Consider the following 15257-nt stretch of genomic DNA (forward strand, 5'->3'; position numbering starts at 1 on the left):
GCGCGCGGCAGTTGTGGCTTCGCCGACCCTGCCCGAGGCCGGCGGGTGCCGCGCTGGCGGCAGAGATCCCGACGAATCGACGTCGGTAATTAGATTCCCGCGCAGTTGCGATGCTAGGGCACGCCCTTTCCACGCACAATCGCGGCGGATCGGTCTCCTGAGGACCTGGGTGGGCGGGACTCAGCGGTCAGCGGCGGAGAGGGCGGCGACTTCCTCCGGGGCGGAGTCGGCCTCGGAGGCGCCCTGCGCCGCGCCGGCTGCCTCGGCGATCACCCGCTGGCGACGGGCCCGCCGCACCAGTCGCACCGCCAGCAGCAGGGCGGTGACCCAACCGGCCGCCAGCAGCAGGTAGACCAGCACCGGCAGGGCACCGTCGAACTCGGCGGTACGCATCAGGATGCGGGCGTTGGTCAGCACGATCACGCCGCCGACGGCCGCGCCGAGCATCTGGGCGGGGACGATGCGTACCAGCCAGGCGGCGATCGGTGCGGCGATCAGGCCGCCGATGAGCAGGGCCAGCACGATCGGCAGCAGGAAACCCTCCGTACCCAGGCCGATGAGGAAGCCGAGGCTGGCCGAGACGGCGACGAGGAACTCGGAGGTGTCCACCGAGCCGATCACCTTGCGGGGTTCCATCCGGCCGCTGACCAGCAGCGCCGGGGTGGCGACCGGCCCCCATCCCCCACCGCCGGTGGCGTCGACGAAACCGGCGACCAGTCCGAGCGGGCCGAGGAAGCGCCCCCGCAGTCGGCCCGCGGTCGGGTTGCGGCGCAGCGGCCGGGAGAACCGCACCAGCAGGTACGCGCCGAGGGTGAACAGGATCGCGGCCATCCAGGGGGCGGCGGCCTCGGTGGAGAGTGAGCTGAGGAAGGTGGCGCCCGCGAAGGCACCGACCGCCCCGGGGATGGCGATGCGGATGACCACCCGCCAGTCGACGTTGCCGAACCGCCAGTGCGCGGTACCGGCGGCCAGGGTGGTGCCGATCTCGGCCAGGTGCACCGAGGCGGACGCCGCGGCCGGGGCGACCCCGACCAGGAGCAGCAGGGTCGAGGAGGTCAGTCCGTACGCCATGCCGAGCGCCCCGTCGACCAGTTGGGCGGCGAGCCCGACGAGCGCGATGACCAGCAGCTTGCGCACGGCCGCCCCCTAACTATTCGGCAACTCCTATCAACTTGGTCGAGAATGCGGCACCGGGGGGCCTTCGGTCAAGCCCCTGGTCGGTCAATGACGCGACTCCCCCGGCCTTCCCCCTTCCCCCCGAGGAGCGGGGTCAGGTCCAGGCGCGGGGGTCGGACACCAGGCGGGTGACCTGCTCCGGCAGAGTGCCCTGAGCCACGTCGGCGATGGTGACCAGTTCGAGGATCTGCCGTTCGTTGGCGCGCAGGGCGATCCAGACGTCCTGCAACGCGCGGGCCGCGCCCTGGTAACCGAGCTGCTCGGGCCGCTGCCCCCGGATGTGTGCCAACGGTCCGTCGATCACCCGGATCACGTCGGCCAGGGAGATCTCCTCGGCGGGTCGGGCCAGCCAGTAGCCGCCCTCGGGGCCCCGCTGGGCCTGCATGATGCCGCCCCGGCGCAGTTGCAGCAGGATGCTCTCCAGGAACTTCGGTGGGATGTCCTGGGCTCGGGCGATCTGGTCGGCGGTCACCGGACGGCCACGACCGACCCCGGGCACCGAGGCCAGTTCGGTGACCGCTCGAAGGGCGTAGTCAACCCGCGCGGAGAGTCGCATGGCGGACACGTTAGTCGGCCCGCCCCGCCACCCGGACGATCACCCCTGCACCTATCGGCTGACCCGGATGGTACGGCCGTCGATCGGGGCGGGATTCGCGCCGCTACGCAGAGGCCGTCAGCCGGTCGGGTCAGGCGCCGACGCGGCGCAGCAGACCCTCCTGGACGACGCTGGCGATGTGCCGCCCGTCGACGGTGAACAGCCTGCCGGTGGCGAGCCCTCGGGCCCCGGAGGCCGAAGGGCTCCAGCAGTCGTAGAGGAACCATTCGTCGGCGCGGAAGGGACGGTGGAACCACACCGCGTGGTCGAGGCTGGCACCGGCCACCCCACCGGGGCCCCACACCTCGCCGTGCACCGAGAGCACCGAGTCGAGCAGGGTGAGATCGGAGGCGTAGGTGAGGGCGCAGGCGTGCAGCAGCGGATCGTCGGGCAGCTTGCCGTCGATGCGCATCCACACCCGCTGGTGCGGGTCGGCGGGGCGGTCGCCGGGGCGTACCCAGCCGGGCTCGCCGACGTAGCGTACGTCGATGGGGCGGGGGATCTGCCCCCAGACGCCCAGCCGTTCCGGGTAGCGGGCCAGCCGGTCGGACATGGTGGGCACCTGCTCGGGCCCGGGTACGTCCGGCGGGACGGGGGCGTGGTGGTCCAGCCCGTCCTCGGGGCGCTGGAACGACGCCGACATGAAGAAGATCGGCTTGTCGTGTTGCAGGGCCACCGAACGGCGTACCGAGAAGGAACGGCCGTCCCGGATGCCCTCCACCTCGTATGTGATCGGCTCGACCGGGTCACCGGGGCGCACGAAGTAGCCGTGCAGCGAGTGGACCACCCGCTCCGGATCGACGGTGCGGCCGGCGGCGACCAGGGCCTGGCCGGCAACCTGGCCGCCGTACACCCGCTGGGGTCCGACCGGGGGGCTCATCCCCCGGAACGACCTGGTGCCGGTCGGCACCAGGTCGAGGACTTCCAGCAGTTGGTCTACGGCGGCCTGGCCGACGAGTACCTGGTCGTCGCTCACTGCAGGGCTCGCGCCGAGGCGGCGTCGACCAGCGAACCGAGCTGGTGCACCCGCAGGGTGTTGGTCGAGCCGGGGGTGCCGGGCGGGCTGCCCGCCACGATGACCACGTAGTCGCCGGGGTTGCCCCGGTTGAGTCCGAGCAGCGCCTGGTCGACCTGCCGGAACATGTCGTCGGTGTGCTGGACGAACGGCATCAGGAAGGTCTCCACCCCCCAGGAGAGGGCGAGCTGCTGGCGCACCTCAGGGACCGGGGTGAAGGCCAGCAGGGGCAGGTCGCAGTGCAGCCGGCTGAGCCGTCGCACGGTGTCGCCGGTCTGGGAGAAGGCGACCAGGGCCTTGGCCCCGATGGCCCGGGCGATCGAGGAGGCGGCGACGGTGAGGGCCCCACCGTGGGTACGCGGGTCGTGCTGGAGGCGGGGTACGGCGATCGAGCCGGACTCCGTGGTGCTGACGATCTTGGCCATGGTGCTGACCGTGAGGACGGGGTACTTGCCCACGCTGGTCTCGCCGGAGAGCATCACCGCGTCGGCGCCGTCGAGCACCGCGTTGGCGACGTCGGAGGCCTCAGCACGGGTGGGCCGGGAGTTCTCGATCATCGAGTCGAGCATCTGGGTGGCCACGATGACCGGCTTGGCGTTCTCCCGGCACAGCTGCACGGCGCGCTTCTGCACCAGCGGCACCTCGTCCAGCGGCAGTTCCACGCCGAGGTCACCCCGGGCGACCATCACCCCGTCGAAGGCCAGCACGATCGCCTCAAGGTGGTCGACCGCCTCCGGCTTCTCGACCTTGGCCAGCACCGGCCGGTGTACGCCGACCTCGCTCATGATGCCGTGACACAGCTTGATGTCGTCGGCGGAGCGGACGAAGGAGAGCGCGACCAGGTCCACCCCGAGCCCGAGGGCGAAGCGCAGGTCCTCGGCGTCCTTGTCGGACATGGCGGGCACGCTGACCGCCACGTTGGGCAGCGAGACGCCCTTGTTGTTGCTGACCGGTCCACCCTCGGTGACCAGGACCCGGATGTCGTTGCCGGTGACGTCGGTGACCTCCACGGCCACCCGGCCGTCGTCGATCAGCAGCCGGTCGCCGGGCTTGACCTCCTGCGGCAGCTTCCGGTAGGTGCAGGACACCCGCTCCTTGCTGCCCAACACGTCGTCTCCGGTGATCACCACGGAGTCACCGGTGCGCCACTCGTGCGGGCCGTCGGCGAACCGGCCCAGGCGGATCTTCGGCCCTTGCAGGTCGGCCAGGATGGCCACCGGCTTGCCGGTCGCCTCGGATGCCTCGCGGACCAGGTGGTAGACCGCCTCGTGGTCGGCGTGGCTGCCGTGGCTGAAGTTGAGCCTCGCCACATTCATGCCGGCCTCGACGAGCCCGCGAATACGCTCGGGGGACGAGGTGGCGGGGCCAAGAGTACAAACGATCTTCGCGCGGCGTGTCACGCCCATCAGGCTAGTCTCTCCTCCGGGTCGGACCATGGGCCGACCCCTTGCGCAAAGCGGAACAATTGTCCAACGGCGCGCGACATGCGCGCGCTGCCGGCGGGCGGGGACCACACCGGAACGTCGATGGCGGGCAACAGCGACCGCGCGCCGGAATGGTACGCCTCCCAGTCCAGGTTGCGCTGAGCCGCACCGTCCCGACAACCGCCGGTGACCGCACGATGACCGAAGGCCAGCTACCCGCTTCGGCTCAGCTTTCCGTCCTGACCAGCGGAAACTCCAGTGAGCCGGCCGGGCAGAGGAAAGTCATCACGTCCACCCGGTAGAGCCCGGCCTGTACCGCCGGGTCGGCTTCCATCACGGTGCGCACGTCGTCGACCGAGCCGGTGCGGGCCAGCCCGAAGCCCAGGGGCGGGTCCGGTTGCCGGGCCTTGCCGTCGACCGCGCCGGAGACCAGGATGATCCCCCGCTGCTGGAGGGCCTGCATGTGCTCGGCATGCTCGGCCTGCAACCGCTGGACGGTCTCGGCGGGCAGGGCCCGTCCGGCCGCGCCGGGATACAGCACGATGCACTCGTACGTGTCGAGCGCGAAGTCCAGATGCGGCTCTGCGGTCATGACGCTCCCTTCCGCGGCCCGCCTGCCCTTTTCGCGGCCCACCTGCGCCCGACGGCGGCACACACGCCGGTACCCCAGCCTCCCACGAAGCAGCAGGCCGTACCGGCTGCTCAGCCGATCCCGGTCCGGTGCTCCCGTGACCCGGGCAGGGTGCGGCGACGACGGCTAGATTTGCCGACGAGGACGATCTAGACGATGGGACTGACGCATGGCTAGCAGCGCTGACACTCGACCCGCCAAGGCCGCCGGCACCTACCGGATCGGTGGCGACCTGACCGTCGACCGGCTCGGCTACGGGGCCATGCAGATCACCGGCCCGGGTGTGTGGGGCGACCCGAAGGACCCGGCCGAGGCGGTACGGGTGCTGCGCCGGGCGTACGAGCTGGGGGTGACCTTCATCGACACCGCCGACTCGTACGGGCCGTTCGTCTCCGAGTTGCTGATCAAGGAGGCGCTGCACCCGTACGCCGATGATCTGGTCATCGCGACGAAGGCCGGGCTGTCCCGCAGCGGTCCGAGCGACTGGCGTCCGCTGGGGCGGCCGGAGTACCTGCGTCAGCAGTGTGAACTGAGCCTGCGCCATCTCGGCCTGGAGAGCATCGGGCTCTACCAGTTGCACCGGATCGACCCCAAGGTGCCGTTGGCCGACCAGCTCGGGGAGCTGGTGCTGCTCAAGGAGGAGGGCAAGATCCGGCACATCGGGCTGTCCGAGGTGACCGTCGAGCAGATCGAGGCGGCCCGCCAGATCGCCCCGATCGCCTCCGTGCAGAACCTCTACAACCTGGTCAACCGCAAGGCCGAGGAAGTCCTGACCTACTGCGAGGGCAACGACATCGCCTTCATCCCGTGGTACCCGATCGCCACCGGCGAACTGGCCCGCCCCGGCGGCCCGCTGGACGCGATCTCCACCGAGCACGGTGCCACCCCCGCCCAGCTGGCCCTGGCCTGGCTGCTGCGCCGCTCTCCCGTCATGCTCCCCATCCCCGGCACCTCCTCGGTGGCCCACCTGGAGGAGAACGTCGCCGCCGCCCAGGTCACCCTGACCGACACCGAGTACGAAACCCTCTCCACCCCCACCCCCTGACCCACCCCTCCCCCCACCGCACCCCAGCCCCTCCGCGCCCCGCTCCTTCGCGATCTTGCACTTTCGGTCGCCCAAGTGCGGCTTCTGTCCAGTTATGCCCCGGCAGAAAGTGCATGATCGACGGGGCGAGGGGGGGTGCGGGGCGAGGGGGGCGCGGGGCGAGGAGTGAGGGCGGGGGCGAGGGAGGGGGTGGCGGTGTGGTTAGAGGGCCAGGCAGGAGGGGTTGATGGGGTGGTCTCGGAGGGCTTGGCGGATGATCGAGTAGGTGGTGCCGTCCACGACCAGGGCCAGGTGGCCTACCACGCGTAGGGGGCACTTGGCCTGGATGAGGACGTTCGTCGCGCCGTCGGCCAGCGTGGCGTTGTCGACCGGGCGGACGAGTTCGTCCTGCCAGGTGCGTACGGTGGTCCAGCGGACCGAGCCCGGAGTGTCGTCACCCGCGTTGAGGGCGGCGAGGAACGACGAACCGATGGTCATCTGCTGACAGGCGACGATTCCGGCGCAACTGCCCAGGCCGAGGAACGCCAGCAGGTTGGCGACGTAGGTGCCGTACTGGGGGGTGCCGAGGCTGACGTAGCGACCGATGGTGGCGCCGCCCCCGAGGTTCTTGATGTAGTACCGGCTGACCAGGCCACCCTCCGAGTGGGCGACCAGGTCGACCTTGGCCGCGCCGGTGCTGGCGCGAACCTTTCCGACGAAGGCGCGCAGGCTGCCGGCGGAGGCGACGATGTCGCCGAGCCCGAGATTGGGCAACTCGTAGACCCAGACCCGGTAGCCGTCGGCGCGCAGCCGGGCGGCGAGCGGCTGGTACACCGCGGCGATGCCGCTGAGCCCGCCGACCACGATCACCGGGTTGGCACCGGCGAGGGCACCGAGCCCGTCGCCGGCCGCGCTGGTGGCCGACGCATCGGCGGCTGTGCTGGTGGCCGGTGTTTCGGCGGCCACCGAAGGGCCCGTGGTGGCCGGTGCTTTGGCAGCCACCGGAGCGGCCGAGGCGGCGGGTGCCGACAGAACGGCGGCGAGGGTCAGCGCCAGGACGGGAACAGCCTTTCGGAGCAGCATCGCTGCACCTCCCAAGGGGAGAAGCCCCGGGGTTGCCGGGGCAAGGGTGGGGGGTGTCCGATCGACCGTGCAATGATGATCCCGTCACAATCCAGAAACGTCAATGAAAAGTTACGCTCGGGTAGACCTAGCTTCACCAGGCATCCGAGCTACCGACGGTCCACATACGACAAACGCCGCCCGTACCCACCGGGGTACGGGCGGCGCAAGGTCGCGGACAGGCTCAGCTTGCGGTGGTCACCTCCGGCTCGGGGTCGGGCCGCGCCGGGCTGTTCTTGACGTACGTCGGGTGCAACTGCACCGGCTTCGCCTCCTGCTCGCGGCGCTGGCGTGCCCGCACCCGCAGGTTGAGGAACTCCACGAAGATGGAGAAGGCGATCGGCCCGTACACGTAGCCCTTCGGGATGTGCTGGTCGAAGCTCTCCGCGATCAGGCTCGCGCCGATGATCAGCAGGAAGGACAGGGCCAGCATCTTCACCGTCGGGTGCTGGTTGACGAAGTTGCTGACCGCAGCGGCGGAGACCAGCATGATGATCATCGCGATCACCACGGCGGCGATCATGATCGCCAGCTCGTCGACCATACCGACCGCGGTGATCACCGAGTCCAGCGAGAAGACGACGTCCAGCACCAGGATCTGGGCGATCACCGAGCCGAAGGACACCACCTTCTTGTTCGACTGGCCGTGGTCGGAGCCCTCCAGGTGTTCATGGATCTCGTACGTCGCCTTGCCGACCAGGAACAACCCGCCGAGCAGCAATATCAGATCCCGCCCGGAGATCTCCTGCCCGAGCACGGTGAACATCGGCGCGGTCAACCCGATGATCCAGGACAACGAGCCCAGCAGCAGCAGCCGGGTGATCAGGGCCAGCGAGATGCCGATCGTACGGGCCCGGGCCTGCTGATGCTCGGGTAGCCGGCCGGACAGGATCGAGATGAACACGACGTTGTCGATGCCCAGCACGATCTCCAGCAGGAGCAGGGTCGCGAAGGCGATCCACAGCTCGGGACTGGTCAAGAATTCCATTCCATCCTCGACTCTCAGGACGCCGCCGGGCGGGGCACCCGGAACCATCGGCGATCTGCGCAAGCATGGCGTACCGCGTCACCTCCCGCACCGCAACCCCGCCCGACCGGCGACGCGGTGACGGCGGGCTGCCCACCACCGCCGCCGACCTGGGCCCGCCCTGCGCCGGGAATCGGGCGTGAGTCGGACCGCCGATACGGATGTCGAATAATTGTCCAGATCCGCATGGGAAATCTTCTACAATCGTCGGACCCGACTGCGTGAAACCCGATTGGAATCGAAGCCGCAGCGGCTACCGGATGCGGCACGGTAGCCAGGAGAACGATTCCTGACAGGATCGCGGACGACAATTGAGGAAATCTTGAGATTGGCCTCAGAAACGGCCGCCCAGCAAAATTGCCCCATTTGCTGACTGCGGTTTCCTGTGCTTAGGTGACGTGCTAGATCCACCCGATCACTGTGGAGGGCTTTTCATGCGTCAAGCTGTGCCGTCAACGTCACCAAGTCGGGTAAAGCGTCACATCGCGGTCGCCGCCGCACTGCTCATCGGCCTTCCCGGAATGGCGGTGTCGATTTCCGCCCCGGCAGCCGCCCAGCCGCTCGAATCGCACTGCGGAAACGAGACCGGCAACAAGTCGGTCCAGGGCTTCATCAGCCACGAGGAACTGCGCCGCAGTCTCCAGCAGATCGAGCACACCAGCAAGGGCAAGGTCAAGGTCGACGTCGCCGGCTACTCGAACCAGGGTCGCGAGATCTGGTCCGCCCGGGTCGGCGAGGGCGACACCGTGGTGATGGTCCAGAGCCAGATCCACGGCAACGAGATGCACGGCACTCCCGCCCTGCTCGACGCCCTGCGTACCCTCGGCAACAACTCGAAGCGGTCCGAGGAGATCCGCAAGGCGGTCACCATCGTCGCCGTGCCGAAGCTCAACCCGGACGGCGGCGAGCTGGTCACCCGGCAGAACGCGCGGCCCTGGAGCGATGTCGTCGCCGACTTCCCGCAGCTCGCCAATGCGCGTACGGCGTGGAACTACAACTCCCGGCTCGGCGGGTTCGACGTGAACCGCGACTTCCACCCCAACCTGGACTACGTCCCGCAGCCGGGTGACTTCCCGGGGAACAGCGCCTCCACCGGCTGGTACATCACCCCGGAAGCGCAGGCGTCCCGTGACGTCTACCGCGCGCTGGAGCGGGAGTTCGGCACCGTCGACGTCTTCGTCGACCTGCACAACCAGGCCGCCTGCTACACCGGCGTGGGAATGGACGACTACACCACCCTCTCCATTTCCGGGCGCTTCATCTCGAACCCCGCCCAGCACGGTAACTGGCCGAAGTTCGACTACGACGCCGCACGCCGGGTGAACGTCGCGGTGTACGACGCCCTCCAGTCCGGCAACTCGCCGCAGAGCAAGGTGACCCTGTACCCGCAGAACACCAACCTGCCGGGCACCGCGCTGGGTTCGTACGCCCTGCGGGGTAGCGCGAGCATTCTGTTCGAGACCCGTGGGCAGACCCAGTCCTGGGGCCAGAAGCAGCACGGAATGCTCACCAAGCAGATCGAGGACGGGCTCTTCGGGATCTTCAACTCGATCACCGACGGGACGCTGAACACCATCGACCCCGAGCGGTACGAGCTCATCCCCGAGCGGATCAACGCGCCGCGTAACTGAACCGAGTAGCAGGATTGTCGCCCCGGCCGTCAGGCCGGGGCGACACCCGTTTCGGTCGCCGGTGTCAGGCCCCGCCAGTGAGCCGAGGGCACGCGGACACCCGCGCGGATCAGGGCCGCGCGGATCAGGGCCGCGCGGATCAGGGCCGCGCGGGGAACTGGGTGAGGAAGGCCCGCCAGGCGGCCGGGGTGAAGGTCAGCGCCGGGCCGGTCGGATCCTTTGAATCGCGTACGCCGACCACACCGGGCAGGTTGTCGGCCACCTCGACGCAGGCGCCGCCGTTGGTGGAGGAGCGGGATGAGGTACGCCACCGCGCGCCGGTCAGGTTGCCCATGTCTTCGCCGCCTCCTTGAGCACGTCGAGTGTCTGGCCCAACGGGAGGGCTTCGCTCCGGACCGCGTCCCACGCCAGGCCCAGGCTAGCAACCGAATCCGGCTGCCCCACGATTTGTGCTGCCACCTGATTGTCCATATAGGCAGCCCGCGTCCCATCAGGCAGGTCAGCCAGGATGAACGCCCCGGCCAACCCTGAATAGATGCCAGCCGACAGCGGCACAACGTGCAACTGAATATGCGGCTGCTCGGCACAGGTGAGCAGGTGTTCAACCTGCTCGGCCATCACCTCCGGGCCACCGCAGGCCCGTCGCAGCACCATCTCGTCCAACACCACGAACAACTGCGGGCTCGGGTCGCGGTCGAGCACCGCCTGTCGCTGCATCCGCGCGTCGACCCGCTGATCAAGGTCGGCAACCGGGGTACGCGCGGCCCGGAAGGTCGCGCGGGCGTACGCCTCGGTCTGGAGCAGGCCCGGCACGAAGGAATGCTCATACCAGCGCAGCGCGGTGGCCTCCCGCTCGATCTGGATCAACTCGCGCAGCCAGACCGGGGAGGCATCCCCCTTGACCAACTCGTCCCAGAGGGTCGCGAAGTAGCCGCCGGTCTCCAACGCACCGTCCACCGCGGTCAGATAGGGCAGGGTCGGCGGCTTCGTGCCGGTCTCGATCGCGCTCACCTGCGAATCCGAGCAGAAGACCCGCTCGCCGAGTTGCGCCTGAGTGAGCCCGGCGGCCCCACGCCGACGCCGCAACTCACGAAGCAGGTACTCCGAGGGCGAGATTCCCACGACTTCCACACCCTTCCCCGGCGCTGTGCACCGTTCCGCGCCCATTCGAGCCTGGCCGTTACTTTCCGCGATCGCGCGCTGACTATTCACACCGTATGGGGCGTACGTCCAGGGTGGAAGTAGCACGGCGCGCCTGGTGGAGGTCGATCCCCCCGACCCGGCGGGCGCGTACGTGGCGGGGGTCGCTGCCGGATGTCCCCACCGCAGCGACCCCCCATCCAGAGCACCGCAGGCGATTCGCGCCCGTGGCGGGAAGTGGCCGTGGCCATCGGTCCGCCACACCGACCAGACGAGGAGGCGCCCGTGACATTGCCCAGGCCCGCGAACGCTGTCCCCGTCTCGCGCTGGAGGAGTCGCCCGGCCACCCCGGTCCCCGGTCAACGGGACGACGGCACCCCACGGGTCACACCCGGCGTCTACCTGCTGACCCGCGAGGCGTCACCGCAGTTCGCCAGGCCGATAACGGTACGGGTGATCCGTGAACTGACCGACCGGAACAGCTACCACGGCTGGGCCTGGATCCAGGCGTACGTACTCGACCACAACGGCGACGCCGTCCAGCGCCGGGAACTGTTCGTACGGCCGGTCGGGCTTCGACCCGTACCCCCGCCGAGCAGAAGCCGGGCTCGGAGCCAGCGGCTCGGCACGACCGGGGGCGACCGGTGAGGCGGGCGCACCTGCGCGATCACGTCCCGTCCCGCCCGACCTGGCGCTGCCAAGCCTGCGGCAGCTCCTGGCCCTGCTCACCGGCGAAGCTGCGCCTGCTCGCCGAGTACCGAGGCAACATGCCGGGGCTACTCGTCCACCTGGTGACCCTGCGCGAACAGGCCACCGAACAGCTCGCCAACCTGCATCCCGACGCCTACCCGAACCTGCACCAACGCTTCACCGACTGGGTGCCGATCCGCACCGAGCCTTAGACGCCCGACCCAGGTAAACAAGAGCTGGTTGCCGTCGTGGCGCAGTAGGTCGCAGGAGATGCCGGCCAGGGTAGGGCGGAATTGTCTCCCCTGGTCGCTAGGCTTGTGGCAGACGGACTCAGGGCAGGAGATCTCGGAGCTGGGAAGGAGGTGCCGCCGGTGGTCAACGCACACGACGTTGCGGCGGCGGTATTGAGCGAACTCGGCCCGATGACCGCCATGAAGCTGGAAAAGCTCGTCTACTACTGCCAGGGCTGGCACCTGGCGCGCGAGGGGCATCCCCTGTTTCAGGAGCCGATCGAGGCGTGGCGCGAGGGCCCGGTGGTGCCACTCCTCTACCGCCACCACCGAGGGCAGCGCATCGTGTCCGAGTGGCCGCACGGCGAGCCGTCGCACTTGACACCGCCCCAGACAGCCACGGTCCGTTGGGTGACCGAGAGCTACGGCCGGTTCTCCGCCACCGAACTGTCGACAATGACCCACAATGAGCTTCCATGGCGCGTCGCCCGAGGCGCCCTTCCCGAGTCCGCAAGCTCGACAGAACAACTCAATGTCGAACTCATGCGGACATACTTCGCCCGGCAAGTGGCCAGCGTCGAAACCGCTGTCACCCTCGCCTCCGCGAACGCCGCACTCGAAGGCGTCGAGTTCGACGAGGACTGGCAGAACAAACTTCGCGATGTCGCCTCCGGTGTCATAGACGCCGACGAGCTGATCGCTCAGGAAATCGCCCGGATCCGCGGTGACCGAGACTGACCCGTACTGCTGGCCAGGCTCAGACTGCCTGAGGAACAATCTGGGCATTTCCGACACCAAGCAACTGCACGAAGTCGAATCCAGACTGGCCTCGATCCGTGAAGTTCAAGCCTCCCGGATGATCCTTCCCGGCAACTATGGCTTGGAGCACCTCCAAGATTTCCACCGGCACCTCTTCGCTGCCGTGTACCCGTGGGCCGGAGAAACCAGGACAGTCGACATCAGCAAGCCTGGCGCAAGGTTCTGTCACTGGCGCTTCATCGACGATCAAGTAAGCGCCATCCTCAGTCGACTCCCCGAGGATGGCTTCTTACTTGGTCTGCGTCCGGATGCGTTCGTCGAAACCCTCGCGCACTACTACGGTGAGCTGAACGTGTGCCATCCCTTTCGTGAGGGCAACGGACGAGCCATCCGTTCGTTCCTGCGACAGCTAGCGGCGGCAGCCGGTTACCTGCTCGACTGGTCCGAACTGAACGCGGAAGCAAACATCAGCGCCTGCCAACAGCACCTCATCACGACCGACCTCGGCCCGCTGATCACAGTGCTGCGCCCCGTCGTACGGCGACTGCCCTGAGACGCTGCCGTTAGCCGGCCTACGACGGCCCTTCCAGCAGGCCACGGGCCAGCGCGTCCGACCTGATGTCGAAGAGGGACACCGACTTGCCCTGTCTCTGCACTTTCCAGGCACTCCAGCCGTTGATCGCCGGCTTGCCCGTGGCCGCAGAAGCAGCGGGTGAGGGTGACTCGAATTTCTCGCCGCTGTCCAACTCGATTTGTCCGTCGCTGTTTACCAGCGCCGTGTACTTCGCTTTCTTGTAGGTGAGAGTCAACTTCTCGGCTGCCACAAGGGCACCCACCTCGACCAGACGAGCAGTGGTGACGCCTCCGAAGTGAGCACGGGTCCGCCGAGCGGCTGCCTTGGAGGCAGGCAGCACAGCAACCTCGCTACTGGGCGGCAGGGTGATCCCAAGTCGTCCCGGATTCCAGATGATCTCGCATAGCCGCTCATACAGCCGCTGACGCAACTCGATCGCCGCCTGATCGAACCGAGCCACGCTGTGGAGAAGCTTCTCCAGGCGGTGCTTTCGAACGACCCCGTCCGTAAAGGGCTTATTCCGCTGATAGGTCACGGGATGCAGGGACGCCGCAAGGTGATTCTGACCTCGGTACCACTCCACTTTGTCTTCGAAGGGTGCGTCCTGGTAGCTGGCGTTATGCGACTTGCGCAGCAGCAACAGTGCACCGAAGCGGTTGCGTTGGCTACGGAAGTTTGCCTCGGTCCGCACCTCTGATTGATATCGCTCGAATTTGTCCGCCCAGATGTGCTCAACCTCAAACGGCTCCTTCTTCGACAGAAAGCGCTCAATCTCGTTTGGCTGACCGCACTCGACCTCAACAAAGGCAGTGAGACGAGCCAACAGGTAGCGAACCTGAGCGAGGTTATCCGGCCTCAGACCGAAGAGCCGGACGGCCGTGAAATCGACGTCCAACTCGGCTACCCGCCGACCCAACACCTTGGACAACTCGTCGATGTCCCGAGCTTTCCGCAACTCCATTATGAGCGGAAAGAGCTCCCGGTACAGGTTGTCCGGCTTGCGAAACTTGTTGTTGACTATCATTCGCACATAAACGAGATCCAGGAATCCTGAGACGAGGCGGATCTTTTCCCGAAACTGGACGGCTGTATCGTCAGGCTGCACGGCTGCCAGCAGGAACGGCATCTGGACAAGCTCGTTGCGGGCGTTGTAGAAGACTGCCTCCAGTCCAGGCTCGAAGACCTGCGTCGCGGCACTCAACGTACTGAATCTATCGGCGAGTAGAACCAAGTCACGCTCGATAAATCGAGCGAAGTCAGGCGCGTAGCGCAGACCCATCCGCCTTACAGCATTGTCCTGAACCCAACCGTGGAAGGAGACCCCAATATTTCCTGCTTCCTCCAAGTCTTCAGCGTATCGACCAATCAGCATCGCCTGGAAGAACTTTGTGGGTGCCTGCGCGTCAGAGGCCCCCAGAGTGACCAGCATCTTGGTCCAGGCATTCCCCAGACGAGGCAGGTTGTCATCGTTCCTGGCCCGTCGAAGCAAGAAGCTCTTCAGCAGATCAGCCGGGCCGAGCTGTACGCCCCGGTCGTTCATCGTCTCGAAGATCTCCCAGCCTTGCTGACGGTCGTTCGCGTTGATGCCGACCAGACAGACTCGGTTGAGCAACCAGTGGATGAAGAGGGGCAGCGCCTCGTCCCGGATGTAGTCCGGCAGCAGCTCGACTATCTCCTGGCTGCGCTCGTACAGGTTGGCGACCGAAGGGGCGGAATCAGCCGACAGCGTCACCGGCTTGTCGTCGTAGATCATCTCAAGTAGGGCGGCGCGCTCTGGCGAGCGTATGGCGTACGCGCGTTCGCCATACGATGTGCCCGCGATCAGAGGCTCCAGGGCATTGATGTCGTTTCGGTACTCCGGCCGTTCCGCCTCTAGAGCCAGCCGCCTCAGGTGGATGAGGAGCAGATGCAGTGTCGTGATGCGCTGCTGTCCGTCTACCAGTGCCGCCAGGTCGTCGTCCTGGTAGTAGACGAAAGGCCCGAGGAAGTAAGGACGGTAATGCCGGGCTGCCTTCCGCTCATGACCGGGCTTCCACTCCAACCGGAAGTGGCTGGTCAAGTCGTCGAGCAACGCCTTGACATCCTTACGTCCCCAGCTGTACTCGCGCTGATACGGGTCGAGCTTGAACTGGAATTGGGTGAACAGTGTGTGGATGGTGAAGCCATCGCCACGGATCGGCGCGTCGGACATAAGGAACCTCCACCAGATCAGGGACCCT

Annotated in this window: 16 protein-coding genes; 6 read left to right on the top strand and 10 right to left on the bottom strand. The window is 67.5% G+C overall.

Translation table 11 applies throughout. The features are described from left to right. Positions 1 to 180: 180 nt before the first annotated feature. From ACLQ2T_RS18500 to ACLQ2T_RS18520, 5 genes are all read right to left on the bottom strand, one after another. Positions 181 to 1137, bottom strand: a complete 957-nt coding sequence (locus ACLQ2T_RS18500; protein WP_425767598.1) for a sulfite exporter TauE/SafE family protein — start codon at positions 1135 to 1137, stop codon at positions 181 to 183. A 133-nt stretch (positions 1138 to 1270) separates the two neighbouring features. Beyond that, positions 1271 to 1732, bottom strand: a complete 462-nt coding sequence (locus ACLQ2T_RS18505) for an RrF2 family transcriptional regulator (RefSeq protein WP_425767599.1) — start codon at positions 1730 to 1732, stop codon at positions 1271 to 1273. Between the two features lie 130 nt (positions 1733 to 1862). Beyond that, complete coding sequence (locus ACLQ2T_RS18510; protein ID WP_425767600.1) at positions 1863 to 2747, bottom strand: acyl-CoA thioesterase; 885 nt, start codon at positions 2745 to 2747, stop codon at positions 1863 to 1865. Further along, complete coding sequence (gene pyk, locus ACLQ2T_RS18515) at positions 2744 to 4192, bottom strand: pyruvate kinase (protein WP_425767601.1); 1449 nt, start codon at positions 4190 to 4192, stop codon at positions 2744 to 2746. The genes ACLQ2T_RS18510 and pyk overlap by 4 nt, the downstream gene beginning before the upstream one ends. Positions 4193 to 4436: 244 nt before the next feature. Continuing rightward, on the bottom strand, positions 4437 to 4802 hold the full coding sequence (locus ACLQ2T_RS18520; RefSeq protein ID WP_425767602.1) for a YciI family protein: 366 nt from the start codon (positions 4800 to 4802) through the stop codon (positions 4437 to 4439). 208 nt (positions 4803 to 5010) lie between these two features. Between ACLQ2T_RS18520 and ACLQ2T_RS18525 the strand changes: the two genes are divergently transcribed. Then, positions 5011 to 5886: an aldo/keto reductase gene (locus ACLQ2T_RS18525; RefSeq protein ID WP_425767603.1), complete on the top strand. Its 876-nt coding sequence runs from the start codon at positions 5011 to 5013 to the stop codon at positions 5884 to 5886. A 201-nt stretch (positions 5887 to 6087) separates the two neighbouring features. Here ACLQ2T_RS18525 and ACLQ2T_RS18530 read toward each other — a convergent pair whose 3' ends face one another. Together ACLQ2T_RS18530 and ACLQ2T_RS18535 are read right to left on the bottom strand one after the other, a co-directional pair. Then, on the bottom strand, positions 6088 to 6948 hold the full coding sequence (locus ACLQ2T_RS18530; protein WP_425767604.1) for an esterase/lipase family protein: 861 nt from the start codon (positions 6946 to 6948) through the stop codon (positions 6088 to 6090). A gap of 223 nt (positions 6949 to 7171) precedes the next feature. Continuing rightward, the gene (locus tag ACLQ2T_RS18535; protein ID WP_425767605.1) at positions 7172 to 7975 is read right to left on the bottom strand and encodes a TerC family protein; all 804 of its coding nucleotides are present in this window, start codon (positions 7973 to 7975) and stop codon (positions 7172 to 7174) included. Between the two features lie 560 nt (positions 7976 to 8535). Between ACLQ2T_RS18535 and ACLQ2T_RS18540 the strand changes: the two genes are divergently transcribed. Then, positions 8536 to 9645 carry a M14 family zinc carboxypeptidase gene (locus ACLQ2T_RS18540; protein WP_425767606.1) on the top strand — a complete coding sequence of 370 codons (1110 nt, stop codon included), beginning with the start codon at positions 8536 to 8538 and terminating at the stop codon, positions 9643 to 9645. A gap of 139 nt (positions 9646 to 9784) precedes the next feature. Here ACLQ2T_RS18540 and ACLQ2T_RS18545 read toward each other — a convergent pair whose 3' ends face one another. Both ACLQ2T_RS18545 and ACLQ2T_RS18550 read right to left on the bottom strand, forming a co-directional pair. Continuing rightward, positions 9785 to 9979, bottom strand: coding sequence for a DUF397 domain-containing protein (locus ACLQ2T_RS18545; RefSeq protein WP_425767607.1), 195 nt, complete (start codon positions 9977 to 9979; stop codon positions 9785 to 9787). Beyond that, positions 9967 to 10812, bottom strand: a complete 846-nt coding sequence (locus tag ACLQ2T_RS18550; RefSeq protein WP_425767608.1) for a helix-turn-helix domain-containing protein — start codon at positions 10810 to 10812, stop codon at positions 9967 to 9969. The genes ACLQ2T_RS18545 and ACLQ2T_RS18550 overlap by 13 nt, the downstream gene beginning before the upstream one ends. A gap of 258 nt (positions 10813 to 11070) precedes the next feature. Between ACLQ2T_RS18550 and ACLQ2T_RS18555 the strand changes: the two genes are divergently transcribed. The 4 genes from ACLQ2T_RS18555 to ACLQ2T_RS18570 all read left to right on the top strand — a co-directional run bounded on the left by ACLQ2T_RS18555 (position 11071) and on the right by ACLQ2T_RS18570 (position 13017). Further along, on the top strand, positions 11071 to 11433 hold the full coding sequence (locus tag ACLQ2T_RS18555; protein ID WP_425767609.1) for a hypothetical protein: 363 nt from the start codon (positions 11071 to 11073) through the stop codon (positions 11431 to 11433). Beyond that, positions 11430 to 11687 (top strand): flavin reductase, encoded by a 258-nt coding sequence (locus tag ACLQ2T_RS18560; protein ID WP_425767610.1) that lies wholly within the window; start codon positions 11430 to 11432, stop codon positions 11685 to 11687. Before ACLQ2T_RS18555 ends, ACLQ2T_RS18560 begins: the two co-directional genes overlap by 4 nt. Positions 11688 to 11846: 159 nt before the next feature. After that, positions 11847 to 12443, top strand: a complete 597-nt coding sequence (locus tag ACLQ2T_RS18565; protein WP_425767611.1) for a type II toxin-antitoxin system antitoxin SocA domain-containing protein — start codon at positions 11847 to 11849, stop codon at positions 12441 to 12443. Then, a complete protein-coding gene (locus tag ACLQ2T_RS18570) occupies positions 12430 to 13017 on the top strand; it encodes a Fic/DOC family protein (protein WP_425767612.1) in 588 nt (195 codons plus the stop codon). The genes ACLQ2T_RS18565 and ACLQ2T_RS18570 overlap by 14 nt, the downstream gene beginning before the upstream one ends. A gap of 19 nt (positions 13018 to 13036) precedes the next feature. Here ACLQ2T_RS18570 and ACLQ2T_RS18575 read toward each other — a convergent pair whose 3' ends face one another. Continuing rightward, a complete protein-coding gene (locus tag ACLQ2T_RS18575; protein ID WP_425767613.1) occupies positions 13037 to 15229 on the bottom strand; it encodes a GmrSD restriction endonuclease domain-containing protein in 2193 nt (730 codons plus the stop codon). Between the last annotated feature and the right edge of the window lie 28 nt (positions 15230 to 15257).

Source organism: Micromonospora sp. DT229 (assembly GCF_049844505.1).
Taxonomy (GTDB): domain Bacteria; phylum Actinomycetota; class Actinomycetes; order Mycobacteriales; family Micromonosporaceae; genus Micromonospora.